Here is a 17139-nt window from a genome sequence, read left to right on the forward strand (position 1 = left end):
CGTCGAGCACACCTTCGCCCGGATGAAGAACTACAAGATCCTCCGTGACTGCCGGCAGCACGGCGACGGCCTCCACCACGCCGTCCAGGCCGTTGCCCGCATGCACAATCTCGCCCTCGCCGCCTGAGCAGATACGCCAACCGCCCCAGCTCAGGCTGCATGATCACGGCCTTCTGCAACACGCTTTAGGCAGCTGACTGGACCGCCGCCGTGCAGCGCGGGCCTCAGCAGCCTGGGGATCGCAAACAGGTACTAAAGGCGCGCGAGGCCTGTGGCGAGCAGGTCGTACGCGCGGTCGGCGTCGGCGTGGGCTTCGGGCAGGGCCTCGTCCGTGGTGCGGCCCGAGGTGAGCTTTCGCCAGTTCTCGTGGGCGAGGGTCTGATGGATCGTAATGATCTGCGCGGACGCCAGCTTCGCCGTCAACTCGTCGGCCCCACCTGTCCGTTCCAGGGCTTCGGCCAGGGCGTCGCGATCGTGGTTGCTGTACTGCACCAGGCGCGCCAGCAGGCTCGGGGTCGAGTAGAGGAGGTCGTTGAAGGCGCGCACCGTGGCGTCGTCGTTGAGGCCCGTCACCGGGTCGCGGGCGTCGAGGCGGGCGTGGAAGTGGGCGCGCAGAGCGTCCAGCGGGGACTGCCCCGGGGGGCGGTTGCTGACGACGCGGGCGGCCTCGCCCTGGTGGTCGGCGATGCGGTGGAGGGCCAGGTCTTCCTTGGTGGGGAAGTAGCGGAACAGGGTCGGCTTGGATACGTCCGCGGCGGCGGCCACGTCCGCGACCGGGACCTGGTCGAAGCCACGCTCCAGGAAAAGCGCGATGGCCGCGTCGGACAGCGTCTGCCTCGTGCGCTGCTTCTTGCGGTCCCGCAGTCCCGGCTCCCTCGGCTTCTCCGGCTCCCCTGTCTCCTTGTTCACGTCGCAGACCCTAGCAGAGTTCCGTTACCGGGAAATGTTTGTTACTCGGTTGCATTTTTGGGGCGGTGCGGTCTTTCATGGGCTCCAGACGACGGAGGGATACCTCATGACCACTGTGCTGATCGTGGGCGCCGGGCCGACCGGCCTGGCGCTCGCCTGTACGGTCGCCCGTGCCGGAGTGCCCGTACGGATCATCGACAAGTCCACGGAGTTCCATCGGACTTCGCGGGCCAAGGGGCCCAACCAGCGCAGCCGCGAGGTGCTCGCGGACCTCGGCGTGGGGGAGGAGTTCACGGCTTCGGGCACCGAGCGCATGGTGCTGCGCAAGTACCGGGGCGGCGTCGCGCTCGCCGACGACGAGATCTTCGCGGGCGCGGCCCCGGATGCTGGCGCCCCGTACGCGAAAGGGCTGTCCATTCCGCAGTGGCGGACCGAGGAGATTCTCCGCGCCAAGCTCGCCGAGTACGGAGTGGAGATCCAACTCGGCTGTGAGATAGCTGAGTTGAGCCAGGACGATGTGGGCGTGACGGTCCGGCTGTCCGACGGGCGGCGCATCGAGGCGTCGTACGTCGTCGGCTGCGACGGCGGCCACAGTCCGGTGCGAAGGGCGCTCGGCGTGCGCTTCGAGGGCGAGTCGGAGGCCGAGGAGTGCATGGTGTGCGGGGACGTGGAGGCCGACGGGCTGGACCGTGACTACTGGCACCAGTGGTTCGACGAGGATGGCGCGATCATGCTCTGGCCGATCCCGGGGACCCGTGCCTGGCAGTTGCAGGGGACTCCCGAGCGCGAGGCCGCGGGGCGACTCGTGGAGCCGTCGCTGGAGACCTTCCAGCGTCTCTTCGACCGGCACGCGCGCGTGCGCGGCGTACAGCTCGCCAACCCCACCTGGATCTCCACCTACCGCATCAATGTCCGCATGGCCGAACACTTCCGGGTCGGCCGTGTCTTCCTGGCGGGCGACGCGGCCCATGTCCAGTCCATCGCGGGCGGCCTCGGCATGAACACGGGCATCCAGGACGCCTTCAACCTCGGCTGGAAGCTCGCGCTCGTCGCCAAGGGTCTTGCGGGTCCGGGCCTCCTGGACACCTACGAGGAAGAGCGACTGCCCATCGCCGCCTGGACGTTGAAGACCACCAACGAGCGGCTGAGGGCCGCCCGGGAAGGGATCAAAAAGGCCGGCGTCGGCACCGAGGTCGTGATCGACGACGCGGTCACCACGCTCGGCGTCGGCTACCCATGGAGTTCGCTCGCCTGGGGCGGCCTCGCCGTGGGTGGCGACGGCCGCACGCGAGCCGCCCAGGCGGGCCACCGGGCACCCGACGCACCCTGCCGGGACGCGGTGTCCGGTCGGCCGGTCCGCCTTTTCGAGGTCTTCGCCGGACCGCACTTCACCCTGCTCGGATTCGGCCCTGGATCCGCCGGGGCGCTGGCGGATGTGGAGGTCAAGTGGGGTGACATCGTCCGCACGTGCCTGATCGACGCGGGGCCCGACGGGGTGGAGAGGCCCGACTGGGTAGAGAGGCCCGACGGGCTGGGGAAGCCCGGCGGGCTGGAGGACCACCGCGGCCACGCTCGTACGGCCTATGGCGTGAGCGGTGACGCGCTCGTCCTCGTCCGGCCGGACCATCACGTCGCGCTGGCGGTCGATCCGTACGAGGCCCGAGTCGTGACCGACTACCTGGAGGGGCTCGGCCGCTGACGCCCTGCCCCGATCCTTCGTCACCGAGACCCTCACTCAGCGCGCCGGTGGTTACTCGTCAGGCATATGAGTCGTCCACCGTGGCAGCGCAGCGCTGACTATGCGCGCCGCACCAGCAGTTCGGTGTTGCGGTCTCCCGGCGCCCCCGCCCAGCCCTCGTGGACGCCGCCCGCCAGGCCCGAGACGACGCCGGGCGCGTTGTACGACAGCTCCCGGTACAGCGACCCGAGGCCGACGGCCGACAGGTCGTCGAAGTTCGTACGGTGCGGGGCCGCGGACTCGATGAGTGTGGTGAGCAGGGAGACCGTCCCGTCGTGGTTGTCGACCAGCTCGAGCACGCGCGCGTGGTGCGGATAGTCCACGTGGGAGGCGGTGTTGACCTCCCAGAAGGAGCGGTGCGCGGTCGGGTGGGTGTGCGGGGTGATGCGGTTGACGTGGCTGTGGCCGTTGATCCACGCCACCACGTTGGGGAACCGGCTCAGCAGCGCGATCACCTCTTCGCCGTCGTGCCGCGGCTCCTCGGTGCGTGCGGCGTCGGGGCGCCGCTTCATGCTGGGGCTGTTGTGGTGGCTGAAGACCAGGATGTGGGCGTCGTCGGCCCCGGTGTTGCGAACCAGCCGGCCGTCCGCGTCGTAGAAGCGGGAGCTGTGGGAGGCCAGCATCCGCTCCAGCCAGCGGAGTTGCTCGGTGCCGAGCGAGCCCTCGTAGTGCCCGCTGCGATACGTGGTGTCGATGCTGATGCCGATGACGTTCTCGGCGATCTCGAACGCGTAGTACATCCGGTCGCCGTCGAGGTTGTTCTCGGTGTATCCGTGACCGGCCGGGCCCGCCCCCGCGTACTTCGGGTCGAGGTGCGAGGCGAGGTACTCGTGCGGGCTGAACATCCTCCGGCGCTCGTCGGCCGTCACCGTCCGTGCCCCGGCCGCGTTCCTGCTCAGGATGGCCTTCAGGACCTCGCTCTTGGGGTCGTCGCCGGTCTGCACCGCCTGCGCGTACGCGGCCACGTCCGAGTCCGGGACCGTGAACAGCTTGCGGGGTCCGGTGACGAAGTCGCGCAGCGCGGGATCCTCGGGTGCCAGGCAGCCGCCGGGCAGGTCGTCGTGGTTGCCGACCGTGGAGTACCAGGGGATGTTCAGGCCGGGGCTGGTGACCGGGCGGATCGCGGCTTGCAGGAAGCCGGGCAGGCGGGGCAGGCCGCGCTGCTTGTCGGCGTCGCGCAGGCTGTCGTCCGGGTGCCAGAACAGGGGGAGGCCGGAGTTCTGCACGCCCTCGTACGAGGTGGGGTCGCCGGTGTTGGGGGTGATCCGGCCGCCGCTCATGGCGGTGAGGAACCAGTCCAGCTCGATGGTGGAGTTGTTGTCGATGTTGTCGCCCGTGCTCATCACGAACGCGGGCGGACGGCCGGTGTGCGGGCCGCCGCCGAGCGCGTTGACCTGCTCCACGAGCGAGACCGCGCCCGCGACCGTCAGCGCCTCCTGCACCCGCCACGAGCCCAGGCCCTGCGCGCGCATGAACTCCATGCGCAGCGGGCTCTGTACGTCGATCACATGCAGGTCGGTGAACTGGACGAAGCACGCCAGGGCGGTGCGCCGGTCCTGGCGCCCGGTCCTGGGAGCGGCCAGCTCACCGCGTACGACCAGTGGCCAGCCGGGGCCGGAGACGAGCCGCCGGTAGCCGGTGCCGCCACTGCCGCCGAGGCGCGCCGTGGTGTCGAGCGTCGTCGTGGCGTACGGCGCCGCCCGCCGGGTCTGCGGGCGGGGCTGCGGCCGTGCGGCGGTCCGCCTGGGCTCCGCGGCGGGCGGCGGAGCGCTGCCCTGGCGCGGCCCCGGGATCTGCGACCACGCGGCTGCGGTCCCCGCGACGGCGGCACCGGAAGTGAGCAGGAAATGACGGCGGTTGATGGCGGACACGGTCCCGGCCATGGGGTCCTCCGGCGCCGTTGCCGGTGTCACCCGGCAACATCGCTGGTTCGCTGGTTCACTGAATCACGAGTGGAATCACTCATTCCGGAGCCTGTGCGGCGGTCGTGGCCTGATCGTGAACGACGCCGGAACGCAGAACGCCCAGCAGCAGTCGAAGGGGCCCGAGATCATTGGCCGGTGTGCCGGCAGCCAGAAGCCCTCCCGCTCGGACGGAAGGGCTTCGTGGCTTCGCAGGTTGGCGGCAACGGCTACCGCGCCGGTTCGGGGTAGAACTCGCGCGGTTTGCCGGTTTTATCCTTGAGTTTCCCGAGCAGGCTCGACGGATACTCGATCACCCAGTAGCTCGCCATCGCCGCGGGCACCGCCACCGCCAGCACGATCGCCGTGGCCAGCGGATAACCCGCCTGCCCTGTCGGCAGCAGCCCGGACTTGTAGAGCTGGAGCATGATCGGCTCGTGCCAGATGAAGAGGCTGTAGCTGATCAGCCCGATGTAGGTGAGCCAGCGGGCCCGCAGCGCGCGGTGCCACTGCCCCTGCTTGCGTACGTGGATCGTGCTGAACAGCAGCAGCACCCACAGCAGACTGGCCAGCGGATGGAAGAAGGTGAACAGGGCGTTCTCCGGGGCCGACAGCAGCGACAGCAGGTACAGGCTCACCAGTACGGCCGCCCGCAGCGCCCACGCCGACCCCGTACGCATCCGTCCCCGCTCGCCGAGCCCGACCATCAGCACGGCCAGCCCCATGCCCGCCGCGAACCCGCCGAAGCGGGCCTGCGGGCCGAAGTACACGGGCCAGCTGGTGTGCGGCACCCCGAACGCGTAGTGCGCGACCGCGATCCAGACGAGCGGCCCCACGAACAGCAGCAGGCAACCCGCGGCGCACACGGCCACCCGCGTGCTCCGCTGCCGCAGCGGTCGGCAGGCACGCACCGCCAGCGGTCCGAGCGCGACGAGCGCCAGGTAGAACATCATCTCCAGCGACAGAGACCAGGTGGGGCCGATGGTGAAGAAGATCTGCTCCCGGTCGAAGACATGGGTGAAGGTGAGATGCTCCACCAGGTCCAGCCAGTTGCCGGGCAGGGTCGGGTTGCGGGTCGCCCAGACGACCAGGACCGCGAGGAAGTACAGCGGCACGATCCGGATCGCCCGGCGGAACAGGAACACCCGGGCGGGCCGTATCGAACCTCCGTCGATCGCCGCGCGCGCATACGTCAGCGTCAGCAGATACGCGGACATCACGAAGAAGAGGTCGATGACCTCGAGGGAGATCGCCGCTCCCACGAAGGGGTTGTCCACCGGCGGGTGGGAGCCCCCCGCGTCGTACCGGAAGTACTGCTGCCAGACGTGGAAGATGACCGTGCTCAGCGCGGCGAGACCCCGGTAGCCCTCGATCTCACGGGCGCGGCTGCTCGCGGGTGCGCCCTCCGGCGGACGCGGCGAGGGCCCGGAGGCGGATCCGGGCTCCGCAGTACGGGCGGTCGGAGCGCTCACGGCTTGGCCACCGCCTTCTTCGCGGCGGCGGCCCGCGGCGTGACCCGCCACTGCCGGTCTCCCAGCGCCTCCTTGAGGAACGCCAGCCGGGCGAGCATGTTCTTGAAGTGGGAGTAGAAGAACGTCGACACCAGCACGTACCGCCAGAACCACCCGCGGCGCCTGCGCAGTTCGGGTACGGCGAGACGCCAGGCGAACGCCGCCTGCACCAGCCCGGCCGACACCGTGAACAGGGTGGCCAGCAGGCAGACCGGCACCGCCCAGTCGAGCTCGGTCAGGCCGCCCGACCGCCAGGCCGAGTACAGCAGGATGGGCAGGATCTGCAGCGTCAGCCAGGGCTGCACCTCGCGCCAGCCGAGCAGCACGAAGAGCCCGAGCTTCTGGCGGGCCGTGAAGACCGGGGACCGCAGGCTTCGCCACAGGTACTTGAGCGAGACCTGGAGCCAGCCCTGCGCCCACCGCGACCTCTGGTTCCACAGCGACTTCAGCGTCGTGGGCGCCAGCTCGCGGGAGATGAGGGTGCGGTCCACGGCGAACCGTGCGCCCTCGTTCAGGGCGCGCATCGTGGAGTCGATGTCCTCGGTCAGCATCGAGCCGTGCATCCGGGTCCTGGCGAGCAGGTCGGTGCGCCAGAAGCCGTTGGAGCCGCCGAAGACGCCGAATCCGTACAGCCGGGTACGGCCGGGGTGGCTCACCGCGTAGATCGTCTCGAACTCCACCCCCACCAGCCTCGAGACCCAGGTGCTGTCGCCGTTGCGGATCACGCAGTGGCCCTGGACGACGTCATAGCCGTTCGACAGCCAGTGCCAGGCGTGCTGGAAGGCGCCCGGAGCCGGGTGGTGGTCGGCGTCGAAGATGCCGACCATCTCGCCGCGCACGCGGGTGACCGCGGCGTTGATGTTCTGGGCCTTGGAGGTGCTGCCCTGCACCGGGAGGAGTACGAGACGCGGGTCGCGGCGGGCGATCTCGCGGAGCGTGTCCTCGACGGGCAACGGGTGCGGCGTGTTGTACGCGAGCACGATCTCCAGGTCGTTCGGGTAGTCCAGGCGCAGGAACGATTCGACGGTGTCGACGATGGTCGCGGCCTCGTTCGGCAGATACGCGGCGATGACCGCGCTGGCGGGTGGATACGGCTGCGCGGGCCGGTCCGGCCGGGGTACCGAGTCGAGCGAGAACAGGCACTCCACCACGATGAGCGCCGCGGACGCCAGGAGGCCGCCCACCACCACCCAGTACATGGCCGAGCCGAGGTCCCAGCCCAGCTCGTACATCTGCTGGTACAGCAGGAAGGGCACGCCCACGCCTAACAGGAGCACGACAACCGGGGACAGCGCGGACAGCAGGCCGCGGACGGCGGCTCCGAGGGAGGCGAGGGAACCGAGGAAAGGGCGCCGGTGCCGCTGCGGTGAGCGCATCCACGGGGCGTACCTGACCGGACGCAGATCGCGGTGACGGGTCGCTTCGGCCGCCGCGTCCCGGGCCTTCTCGACGGCTTGCGTGTGGTCGCCGCAGTCGGCCAGCGGAGTCCATCCGATCGCCGGGGTCAGCCGGACGTTCTCGTCGGCGACGATGAACCGGGTGCCCGCGACCGTGTTCGCGAACTTCTCGAGGCTGCGGCGCGCCGCCTCCTCGTCCACGCCGGGCATCAGCATGAGCAGGTGGCCGTGGTCGTCCCACCCGAGCCGGTCACAGACACTGCCGAGCTTCTCCGCCACTCCGGCCAGCCGCTCGGCGACCTCCCGGCGTACGCGCGGGCCGAGCCGGGATTCCAGGGCGCTCATCTCGGCCACGGCGACCGTCGCCACGACGCCGCCGCGGCGTGCGGGCTCGGGACGCTGCAGTTCCCGGTCGAGTTCGGCGAGGAAGTGCGGCTCGGAGTAGAGGCCGGTACGGGGGTCGAGGAGCAGGTTCTCGACGGGGACGGGGACGCGGCGCAGCTTGGCCTCTATCCGGGCGGACAGCTCGACCGGGTCGGAGGCCTCGGGTATGCAGTCGTCGGCTCCGTGGCGCAGCATGTCCGCGACATCGGCGGAGGCGGGGTTGGCCGCGACCATGAGCAGCGGCAGGGCGCGGCCGGCGGGGACGGCGCGGACTTCGCGGATCACGTCGAGCCGGTCGGGTCGGCCGGGTGCGCCGGGTGCGCCGGGTGTGCCGTGTGTGCCGTGTCTGCTGGAACTGTCCGGTCCGTCGGGCCCGCTGGATCCGTCCGGGCCGTCGGCCCTGCCCGATCCGTCCGGGCCGCAGTCCGGGCCTCCGTCCAGGGCGACGATCGCGTCCAGAGGGGCCTGCTGGACCTCCAGGTTCACCCGGCCGGGCTCGGCATGGCTGACCTCGTGCCCGGTCGACACCAGGGTCTGCGTCAGCCGCTCGAGCCTCGGCCCCGGCGGACCGACCGCCAGCACCCGCCCGCGGGTGGGGGCGGGGACGGGGGCGGGATCGGCGGGCTCGGATCTGGATGAGTCGGGTCGCGGGCCGGGAGCAGCTACGGATGTATTCGGCGAACCTGGCTGGTGCGAAGTGAGCACCTGAGGATTTCCTTCCTTACAGGAGGGCTTACGCGAGGGCATGCGACAACCGGTCTGGCCACGAAGAGCGTTGGAGGCTGGACCGGGTTGCGTCGAGCGTGGAAGGGGCCTGCGGACTGCGGTCGGTTCAGGACAGCTGTGCTGCACCTGCGCTGGCGCGAGGCCGGACCGACTGGTGCCACGGCTTTCGGCGGCTTGGCGCCGGGTCCACAGGCTGTGCTTGCACTGGTCGGTACGGCGCGCGGCCGTCCGTACGGCAGGCGGCACGGCCGGGCCGGGCGGGGACGCTCTATGGGCCGGTTCTTCGGCTGGGTGCACAGCGCGCGCGCCGTACGGAGAATCCGCGGCAGGGGGACGCGCAGGAAAGCGGCGCTGGGGCAGAGAGGCGACCGTATCGCGGCCGCCATTGCGATACGCCTCGTGAAACCATCGGAACTTTTGGAACCATCGGAAGCATTGCGACGATGGGAGCCGGGCGAACGGCTGAATCCCTCCGGCGGTCCGTGGTGTCCATGGCGCGCCGATGACGCCCCATCAACTTCTCGGCCGGACGGGCGAGTTTACGACGAGAGCGCTGTACGGCCCCCGTGCCCGATAAGGAGATCAATCGGGAGCCGGGTCGACCGCTGGCCGAGGCCGGCGCGGACGGGGCCACCCCGTCCGTGAACCGCCCGAACTCGTCGGTGCACGCGCCGGCGAGGCCCCGAAGCGCGAGAGCGCGCTTCAGTGGATTCTGCATCTATGGGGTCCCATCCTGGTCGGATCGTGGGGGAGGACCGAAATGTCACGACAGCATCTGACCACACACCTTGACCTTGTGCGTCAGCCTCATCAGCCTCAACGATCACTATGACATCACACCTACATGGGCGTAACGCGATGATTAAGCCCCAAACACGGACTCGACCCAGGGGGGCGCGGGCTCGTGGGTGCATGCGGGTGGGGGAGGGGCGCGGGCGCACCGGGCGCCGGACGAATCTCGTCGAATTGACATGCTGGAAGCCCCGCCGACGAGAGGGAGTTGGGCTCCATGGAGTGGATCGTCCATGGTGAACAGCAGATCTACAGCAACGCGTGGGTCAACCTGTGGCTCGTGGACGTCCAGTAGCCCGACGGTCGCCGCTGGGAACACCATGTCGTAAGGATGCGGCACTTGGCGGTCGCCGCCGTTGTCGACGACCAGCAGCGAGTGCTGATGCTGTGGCGGCACCGGTTCGTCACCGACACGTGGGGCTGGGAACTGCCGATGGGCCTGATCGAAGCGGACGAGAGCGCCCGAACAGGCCGCCGCCCGGGAGATCGAGGAGGAGACCGGCTGGCGTGTGCAGTCGATGAAACCACTGGTGTACGCGCAGCCCGCGAGCGGCATCACCGACTCCGAGCACCATGTCTTCCGCGCTGACGGCGCCACTTACGCGGGCCCGCCGACCGAGATGAACGAGGCCGACCGGATCGAGTGGATCCCGCTCTCGGATATCCGCGGAATGATCGACCGCCGCGAGATCGTCAGCAGCGGCGCGCTTGTGGGTCTCCTGTACCTGCTGCTGGACGAGGCCACTAAGAGCACCGGCTGGCCGGGGGCCGGCCGAGCACCTCCCGCATCCGCTGGTCGAAGGCGATCACCGGCAGCTCACGGGCGTACGGAGCCAGGCGCCGGTGGAATTCCTGAACATGACCCACCACACGCGGGGAGTCGATGGCGGCAGTCAAGTCGAGGGCGAGCCCGGCGCTGTGGCAGGCGCGGTCGAGTTTGCTCTGCTGGAGCTGGGTAGTGGCCAGCCAGAAGGCGTGGAAGGCGCGGCCCCTCTGCTGGGCGGTCTTCTCTCGGCGAAGCCTTTCGGCGATGAGAGGTCCGGCGCGGGACGCTTCGCCAAGGCGGGCGAGTGCGATGCCGGTGTCGACGATGAGCACGGCCGTGGCCTGCAACTCGTCGCCGCCTTCTCCGAGGAGAACGGCCTCCGCTCCCGCAGTCCGCTCGGCAAGACCGTCTGGGCCCGTCTGCTCCTCGACGCCCCGAAGGGGAAGCCGGATCACAGTGTGGTCCCGGTGGGCGGTGACGACCTGGCGGGCTGGGCCCGACCCGGCCGAGTTGGACTCGCAGGCGGTCGCCGGGAGGCGGGGACCGGGCTTGGTGAGGCCGGGTACGCCGTTCGTCTTACGGGGGAGTGGCGGATGAGGCCGATGTCGTGGCTCCAGGACGTCGTCCTTGGCGTTCGCGAGGCGCCGCGGACTCGGCTGACAACAGAATCTCTCCAACTGCGATGCCCCGGAGGGCCAACAGGGTCCCGGGGTATTGCTGTCTCCGCCGCGAGACGGCGGACGGGAGGGGGGATCTGGTGAAGGTACGTACGGCGGTTGTGATGGCCGCTGCCGTTGCCGTGGCGTCCGGTGCCATCGTGTGGGGTTTGGCATCCGGCGCAGCTCCGGCTGCGCCTCAGGCGGCTCCGGTGAGCGGGGCTCCGACGGCCTCGGCGTCGTCGGAGAAGAACGAAGAGCCGGGGGCACGGGTGCAGGTGGTGGCTCCGGCGTCGTCTGCGCCGCCCCGCTCGGCGCCTCCTCGGGAGGATGCCACGGACTGGTACTTCTCGGTCGAGCTGAACCAGTGGTTCTTCTACGACGGTGGGGACTGGTACTGGTCGGACGACGACCAGGCGTGGGCGTTCTTCGAGGACGAAGACTGGTACGTCGACGAGCCGGCGGACGAGTGGCCGGAGTTCCCCGAGGAGGAGCCCGGCGATCCCTCGGAGACCGGGGAAGAGGAGCCACCCGAGGAGGAATGGGACGAGCAGCCCGCGGATGACGGCTGGGAGGAACCGGTCGATGAGGCCGAATCGCCGGACGGTTGGGAGGATCCCCCGGCGGACGAGGAGCAGGTCTACGACGAAGGAGACGGTTCCGGTGCTGGCGACGGTGCGCCGGATGAGGAGCCTGGGCCGGTGAGCGAATAGCGATCTCGTCTCGATGGGCCGGCTACCTCCATTGCCGGCCGGGGCCGGTCCGTGGAGCCGTCGTCGGTCGGCGGCCTCCCTCGGAGGCGCGGTTGCTCGGAAACGGCCCATCGAGCCCCGGAAGGCCCTCCTAGGATGGTCGGATGGCAGACCCCGAGACGACCGGTCCCGCGGTGAGCGACGCGAGCGACGCGAGCGACGTGAGCGACACGACCGGCGCGAGCGGCATGAGTGACACGAGCGGCGCGAGTGACGTCAATGGCGCGAGCCCCGCTCTGCAGGTGCTGCATCGCATCTTCGGATACGACGCCTTCCGCGGCGAGCAGCAAGAAATCATCGAGCACGTCGCCGCCGGAGGCGACGCGCTCGTGCTCATGCCGACCGGCGGCGGGAAGTCGCTCTGCTACCAGATCCCCGCGCTCGTACGAAAAGGCGTCGGGGTCGTCGTCTCGCCGCTCATCGCGCTCATGCAGGACCAGGTCGATGCGCTGCGGGCCCTCGGGGTGCGGGCCGGGTTTCTCAACTCCACGCAGGATCCCGACGAGCGGCGGCTCGTCGAGGCCGAATTCCTCGCGGGCGAGCTGGACTTGCTCTATCTGGCGCCGGAGCGCCTGCGCGTCGAGTCGACCGCACGCCTGCTGGGCCGCGGCACGGTCTCGCTCTTCGCCATCGACGAGGCCCACTGCGTGGCGCAGTGGGGCCACGACTTCCGGCCCGACTATCTCGCCCTGTCCGAGCTGCATGAGCGCTGGCCCGACATCCCCCGCATCGCGCTGACCGCGACCGCCACGCCCGCCACCCACGCCGAGATCGCGTCCCGGCTCAAGCTGCAGGACGCCCGCCACTTCGTGGCGAGCTTCGACCGGCCCAACATCCAGTACCGGATCGCGCCGAAGGCGGAGCCGAAGAAGCAGCTGCTGCGGCTGCTGCGCGACGAGCACGCCGGGGACGCGGGCATCGTCTACTGCCTGTCGCGGGCCTCCGTCGAGAAGACCGCCGAGTTCCTCGTACGGAACGGGATCGAGGCGCTGCCGTACCACGCCGGTCTCGACGCCCGTACCCGCGCCGCGCACCAGGCGCGCTTCCTGCGTGAGGACGGCGTGGTCATCGTCGCCACCATCGCCTTCGGCATGGGCATCGACAAGCCGGACGTACGGTTCGTCGCCCACCTCGACCTGCCCAAGTCCGTCGAGGGCTACTACCAGGAGACGGGGCGCGCGGGCCGCGACGGGCTGCCCTCCACCGCCTGGCTGGCGTACGGCCTCCAGGACGTCGTCCAGCAGCGGAAGATGATCGCCGACTCCGAGGGCGACGAGGCCCACCGCCGCCGCCTCGCCACCCACCTCGACGCCATGCTGGCTCTCTGCGAGACGGTCGAGTGCCGCCGCGTGCAGCTGCTGGCCTATTTCGGGCAGAAGAGCACCGCGTGCGGCAACTGCGATACGTGCCTGGTGCCGCCCGAGTCGTGGGACGGCACCGTCGCCGCCCAGAAGCTGCTCTCGACCGTGGTCCGGCTCAAGCGCGAGCGCGGCCAGAAGTTCGGGGCGGGCCAGATCATCGACATCCTGCTCGGGAAGAAGACGGCGAAGGTCATTCAGTTCGACCACGACGCGCTGAGCGTCTTCGGCGTCGGTACGGAGCTGCGCGAGGCCGAGTGGCGGGGCGCGGTGCGGCAGTTGCTGGCCCAGGGGCTCCTCACCGTCGAGGGCGAGTACGGCACGCTCGTGCTGACGGACGAGAGCGCCGACGTGCTGCGCGGCGAGCGCAAGGTCCCGCTGCGGCGCGAGCCCGAGCGGGCCGTGGCGCGAGCCGCGAAGCCCTCGAAGACCGACGCGTCCCGGCGCAGCGCACCCGTGGAACTGCCCGAGGAGGCCGTACCGGTCTTCGAGGAGCTCCGTGCCTGGCGCGCGGCCACGGCGAAGGAACAGGGCGTGCCCGCGTACGTGATCTTCCACGACGCGACGCTGCGGGAGATCGCCACGACCTCACCGTCGACGCTGGCGGAACTCGGAACGGTGGGCGGCGTCGGCGAGAACAAGCTGGCGAAGTACGGCCAGCAGCTCCTGGACCTGCTGGCCGCCTAGCGGTTCCGGCGGTTTCGGCGATCCCGGTCGGTCGGCCATGCGCCCGGCCGGGAGGTCGGCGAACGCGAACCCGTAAGCCTCACCGAACCCGTATGCGTCACGGAACCGTACGCCTCACCGCAGCCAGGGGAGGTCCGCGCCGCGCTCCGGCTGGAGGCCTTCCGCGATGATTCCGCAGATCTCGCCGAGCTGCCGGACCTGCTGCGGGGTGAGGCGGTCGAAGATCGCGCCGCGTACGGCGGAGACGTGGCCGGGCGCGGAGTTCTCCAGGACCGCGTAGCCCTCGTCCGTCAGGACCGCCAGCTGGCCGCGCCGGTCGGACGGGCAGTCCTCACGGCGCACCCAGCCGTTCTTCTCCAGGCGCGCGACGGCGTGGGAGAGCCTGGAGCGGGTGATCTTGGCGTTCTGGGCGAGCTCGGTCATACGCATACGGCGCTCGGGCGCGCGCTCGAGCGTGACCAGCAGGCCGTAGTAGACATGGGGCATGGCCGCATCGCGCTGCAGCTGGCGGTCGAGGTGGTCCTCCAGGAGTGCGGTGGCGTGCAGATACGCCTGCCAGGTGCGCTGTTCCTCGTCGGTGAGCCAGCGCGGCTCGTCGTCGGGTGCCGTCGTCATGTCTCCCACTGTACGGATAGTTCTTGAAACCTAAACAAAAGCTTGCTAGTGTCCGCATCGACCATAATTATTGAATTTTCAAGTTTGTGAAGAACCGAGGGGATGCTCATGTCCGCTCACCCCACCGCCGCCCCCGGCGGGCGCATGCCTGCCCTCTATCTCAGCCACGGCGCCCCGCCGCTCGCCGACGATGGCGTCTGGCCCGGCCAGCTCGCGGCCTGGTCCGCCGAACTGCCCCGCCCCGCCGCCGTCTTGGTGGTCTCCGCGCACTGGGAAGAGGCGCCGCTCGCGCTCGGCGCGACCGAAACCGTGCCCCTCGTCTACGACTTCTGGGGCTTCCCCGAGCACTACTACCGCGTGCGGTACGCGGCCCCGGGCGCCCCGCACCTCGCCGAACGGGTGCGCAAGCTGCTGCGCTCCGCCGGCACCCCGGTCCAGGATGTCCCGGACCGCGGCCTCGACCACGGTGCGTACGTCCCGCTCGTCGAGATGTTTCCGGCAGCCGACATCCCCGTACTCCAGGTGTCGATGCCGACCCTCGAACCGCGGAAGCTGCTCAAGATCGGCCGCAGGCTGGCGCCGCTCCGCGATGAGGGCGTGCTGATCGTCGGCAGCGGCTTCTTCACCCACAACCTGAGCGCGCTGCGGCACGCGGGCGGCGGTACGCCGAGCTGGTCGGCGGAGTTCGACGACTGGGGGCGGCAGGCGCTCGAGGGCCGGGACGTGGGCGCGCTGCTCGACTTCGAGCACAAGTCCCCGGCCGGACGCCTCGCCCACCCGCGCACCGAGCACTTCGCCCCGCTCTTCGTCACGCTGGGGGCCGCCGATGCCGCGGGCGACCTCGACCGCGGGCGGAGTGTGATCGACGGCTTCTGGATGGGGCTGGCAAAACGATCGGTGCAATTCGGGTGACCGCCTGGTTCGGGTAGCGGGGCCGCTCACCTGGGAGACGGCTTGGGCGCGGCACAGGTTCGATGCGGCACCGGTTCGATGCGGCACCGGTTCGATGAGGTCGCGGGCGCGCGGGGCCGCCGATAGCCGCGCGGCCCGCGCTGCTACGCGTCCCCGGCCCGCACCCCGAGCGGCTTCTCGTACCAGGCCACATCCCAGTAGCGGCCGAACTTCCGGCCCACCTCCTGGTACGTCCCGACGAGCTCGAAGCCGAAGCGGACGTGCAGCCGGCCCGATGCCTCGTTGGGCAGGGCCACGCCCGCGTACGCCCGGTGCAGGTCCTCGCCCTCCAGCGCCTCGAACAGCGCCTTGTAGAGCAGCGTGCCGATGCCGCGCCCGCCGGCGTCGGGCGCGCAGTAGACACTCGTCTCGACCGAGGTCTCGTAGGCGGGTTTCGGCCGGAACGGGCTGCTTGTCGCGTAGCCGAGAATCCGGCCATTTGCCCGCTCCTGCGCAACCAGAAGGCGGTGCGGGCCGTCTTCGGGGTGGGAGAGCAGCCACGGGCGGCGCTCCTCGGCTGTGAAGGGCCGGGTGTCGAAGGTGATGGCCGTCTCGCGGACGTAGTGGTTGTAGAGGTCCGTCAGGGCCTCGAGGTCGTCCTCCGCGCCCGGCCTGACCTGCACTTCCGATGATGCCGACACTATGTCGCCTCCGTGTGGCGGGACAGGGTACTGCATGATCACAAAAATTGTCGTACGGCTTGGGAATTGTGTCCGGATTCCAGTCGTTGTTCCCATCGGAGCGGGCACCCGAGGCAGGGTGAACGTCCCCCACTGACCCGCGACCGACTCATCGCAAGGGAGCACGCATGGCAACCCGCGCCGTGGCCCGTCGTCAGTCCGACAGCACCACCGCCGAGACCGACCGGGCAAACAGCGCTCGCGCCTTTGGCGGAGAGATCGCCGACCGTGACCTGGTCGGCATGTACCTCGACGAGATAGCGCGTACCCCCCTGCTCGACGCCGCCAAGGAAGTCGAACTTTCCCAGGCCATCGAGGCGGGAGTCTACGCTCAGCAGATTCTCGACGGCGAGGTCGACGAGGCCCGTGCGGCAGGCGCGACCCGCGAGGAGCTGGTGACGCTGGCGCGCGAGGGCGAGCGTGCGAAGGACGTCTTCATCCGCTCCAACCTCCGCCTCGTCGTCGCCGTGGCCCGCCGTTATCCGCGCAGCGGGCTACCGCTGCTCGACCTGATCCAGGAGGGCAACGCGGGCTTGGTGCGCGCGGTCGAGAAGTTCGACTACACCAAGGGCTTCAAGTTCTCGACGTACGCGACGTGGTGGATCCGGCAGGCGATCACCCGGTCCATCGCCGACCAGTCCCGTACGATCCGGCTGCCCGTCCACCTGGTGGAGGAGCTGGGCCGGATCCGGCGGGTGCAGCGCGAGTTCAACCGCGAGAACGGCCGGGAGCCGGAGCACGCGGAGATCGCGAAGGAGCTGGGCTCCACGACCGAGCGCGTCGGCGACGTGCTGGACTGGGCGCGCGACCCGGTGAGCCTCAACATGTCGGTGGACGACGAGGGCGAGACCCAGTTCGGCGACCTGCTGGAGGACACCTCCGCGGCCACGCCTGAGCAGTCGGTGCTGGTGATGCTGCGCCGCGAAGGCCTCGACCAGCTGATCGGCAGGCTCGACGACCGGACCGCGTCGATCATCAAGATGCGGTACGGCATCGACGACGGCCGGGAGCGCACGCTGACCGAGGTCGGCAAGCAGCACGGCCTGACGCGCGAGCGGATCCGCCAGATCGAGAAGCACGCGCTGCTCGAGCTGAAGAAGCTGGCCCGTGACACGGGTTTTGATGAGGCGGCGTAATGCTCGCGAGGGCATTGCGCCCTCCCCCTGAGCAGAGCCCCGGCGCCCTCCCCCTTGGATTCAAGGGATCGTCGCAACACGTGATCACTGACGTGTGGTGGTGAGCAGTTTAGACAGGCGCTCGGCTGGGGTTTCCCAGCCGAGCGTCTTGCGTGGGCGGCCGTTGAGTTCGGTAGCGAC

At 70.1% G+C, this 17139-nt stretch carries 12 protein-coding genes and 2 pseudogenes; 7 read left to right on the plus strand and 7 right to left on the minus strand.

The window, feature by feature from the left end; all coding sequences use genetic code 11:
* Positions 1-127, plus strand: a pseudogene (locus ACTWQC_RS34995) (IS5/IS1182 family transposase); the annotation flags it as partial.
* 125 nt (positions 128-252) lie between these two features.
* Here the strand turns inward: ACTWQC_RS34995 and ACTWQC_RS35000 are convergent.
* Complete coding sequence (locus ACTWQC_RS35000; protein ID WP_443319901.1) at positions 253-909, minus strand: TetR/AcrR family transcriptional regulator; 657 nt, start codon at positions 907-909, stop codon at positions 253-255.
* A gap of 106 nt (positions 910-1015) precedes the next feature.
* Here ACTWQC_RS35000 and ACTWQC_RS35005 point away from each other — a divergent pair, with 106 nt between their 5' ends.
* Positions 1016-2608: an FAD-dependent monooxygenase gene (locus ACTWQC_RS35005; protein WP_443319902.1), complete on the plus strand. Its 1593-nt coding sequence runs from the start codon at positions 1016-1018 to the stop codon at positions 2606-2608.
* A gap of 98 nt (positions 2609-2706) precedes the next feature.
* On the opposite strand, the gene ACTWQC_RS35010 is transcribed toward ACTWQC_RS35005, so the two are convergent.
* From ACTWQC_RS35010 to ACTWQC_RS35020, 3 genes are all read right to left on the minus strand, one after another.
* A complete protein-coding gene (locus tag ACTWQC_RS35010; protein ID WP_443319903.1) occupies positions 2707-4530 on the minus strand; it encodes a TIGR03767 family metallophosphoesterase in 1824 nt (607 codons plus the stop codon).
* A 248-nt stretch (positions 4531-4778) separates the two neighbouring features.
* Positions 4779-6020 (minus strand): acyltransferase family protein, encoded by a 1242-nt coding sequence (locus ACTWQC_RS35015; RefSeq protein ID WP_443319904.1) that lies wholly within the window; start codon positions 6018-6020, stop codon positions 4779-4781.
* Positions 6017-8368: a glycosyltransferase gene (locus ACTWQC_RS35020; RefSeq protein WP_443319905.1), complete on the minus strand. Its 2352-nt coding sequence runs from the start codon at positions 8366-8368 to the stop codon at positions 6017-6019. Before ACTWQC_RS35020 ends, ACTWQC_RS35015 begins: the two co-directional genes overlap by 4 nt.
* Positions 8369-9575: 1207 nt before the next feature.
* Here ACTWQC_RS35020 and ACTWQC_RS35025 point away from each other — a divergent pair.
* Positions 9576-10107: pseudogene (locus ACTWQC_RS35025) on the plus strand (NUDIX hydrolase); the annotation flags it as partial.
* On the opposite strand, the gene ACTWQC_RS35030 reads toward ACTWQC_RS35025, so the two are convergent.
* Positions 10103-10579 carry a hypothetical protein gene (locus ACTWQC_RS35030; protein ID WP_443319912.1) on the minus strand — a complete coding sequence of 159 codons (477 nt, stop codon included), beginning with the start codon at positions 10577-10579 and terminating at the stop codon, positions 10103-10105. The pseudogene ACTWQC_RS35025 and the gene ACTWQC_RS35030 overlap by 5 nt on opposite strands.
* A 413-nt stretch (positions 10580-10992) precedes the next feature.
* Between ACTWQC_RS35030 and ACTWQC_RS35035 the strand changes: the two genes are divergently transcribed.
* A complete protein-coding gene (locus tag ACTWQC_RS35035; protein WP_443319906.1) occupies positions 10993-11493 on the plus strand; it encodes a hypothetical protein in 501 nt (166 codons plus the stop codon).
* Between the two features lie 227 nt (positions 11494-11720).
* Entirely contained in the window at positions 11721-13577 is a 1857-nt protein-coding gene (gene recQ / locus ACTWQC_RS35040) for a DNA helicase RecQ (RefSeq protein ID WP_443319911.1), read from the plus strand.
* 114 nt (positions 13578-13691) lie between these two features.
* Here recQ and ACTWQC_RS35045 read toward each other — a convergent pair whose 3' ends face one another.
* A complete protein-coding gene (locus ACTWQC_RS35045) occupies positions 13692-14192 on the minus strand; it encodes a MarR family winged helix-turn-helix transcriptional regulator (RefSeq protein ID WP_443319907.1) in 501 nt (166 codons plus the stop codon).
* 108 nt (positions 14193-14300) lie between these two features.
* Here ACTWQC_RS35045 and ACTWQC_RS35050 point away from each other — a divergent pair, with 108 nt between their 5' ends.
* Positions 14301-15104 carry a dioxygenase family protein gene (locus ACTWQC_RS35050; RefSeq protein WP_443319908.1) on the plus strand — a complete coding sequence of 268 codons (804 nt, stop codon included), beginning with the start codon at positions 14301-14303 and terminating at the stop codon, positions 15102-15104.
* Positions 15105-15247: 143 nt separating this feature from the next.
* Here the strand turns inward: ACTWQC_RS35050 and ACTWQC_RS35055 are convergent, their stop codons facing one another.
* Complete coding sequence (locus tag ACTWQC_RS35055) at positions 15248-15820, minus strand: GNAT family N-acetyltransferase (protein WP_443319909.1); 573 nt, start codon at positions 15818-15820, stop codon at positions 15248-15250.
* 131 nt (positions 15821-15951) lie between these two features.
* Between ACTWQC_RS35055 and ACTWQC_RS35060 the strand changes: the two genes are divergently transcribed.
* Entirely contained in the window at positions 15952-16959 is a 1008-nt protein-coding gene (locus tag ACTWQC_RS35060; protein ID WP_443319910.1) for a sigma-70 family RNA polymerase sigma factor, read from the plus strand.
* Positions 16960-17139 lie beyond the last annotated feature (180 nt).

This window comes from Streptomyces sp. 8N616 (assembly GCF_052246385.1).
Taxonomy (GTDB): domain Bacteria; phylum Actinomycetota; class Actinomycetes; order Streptomycetales; family Streptomycetaceae; genus Streptomyces.

Coding starts and splice junctions, on each gene's coding strand:
- ACTWQC_RS35045 (WP_443319907.1), bottom strand. CDS start 14,192: ATGACGACGGCACCCGACGACGAGCCGCGCTGGCTCACCGACGAGGAA.
- recQ (WP_443319911.1), top strand. CDS start 11,721: ATGAGTGACACGAGCGGCGCGAGTGACGTCAATGGCGCGAGCCCCGCT.
- ACTWQC_RS35010 (WP_443319903.1), bottom strand. CDS start 4,530: ATGGCCGGGACCGTGTCCGCCATCAACCGCCGTCATTTCCTGCTCACT.
- ACTWQC_RS35050 (WP_443319908.1), top strand. CDS start 14,301: ATGTCCGCTCACCCCACCGCCGCCCCCGGCGGGCGCATGCCTGCCCTC.
- ACTWQC_RS35060 (WP_443319910.1), top strand. CDS start 15,952: ATGGCAACCCGCGCCGTGGCCCGTCGTCAGTCCGACAGCACCACCGCC.
- ACTWQC_RS35055 (WP_443319909.1), bottom strand. CDS start 15,820: ATGCAGTACCCTGTCCCGCCACACGGAGGCGACATAGTGTCGGCATCA.
- ACTWQC_RS35005 (WP_443319902.1), top strand. CDS start 1,016: ATGACCACTGTGCTGATCGTGGGCGCCGGGCCGACCGGCCTGGCGCTC.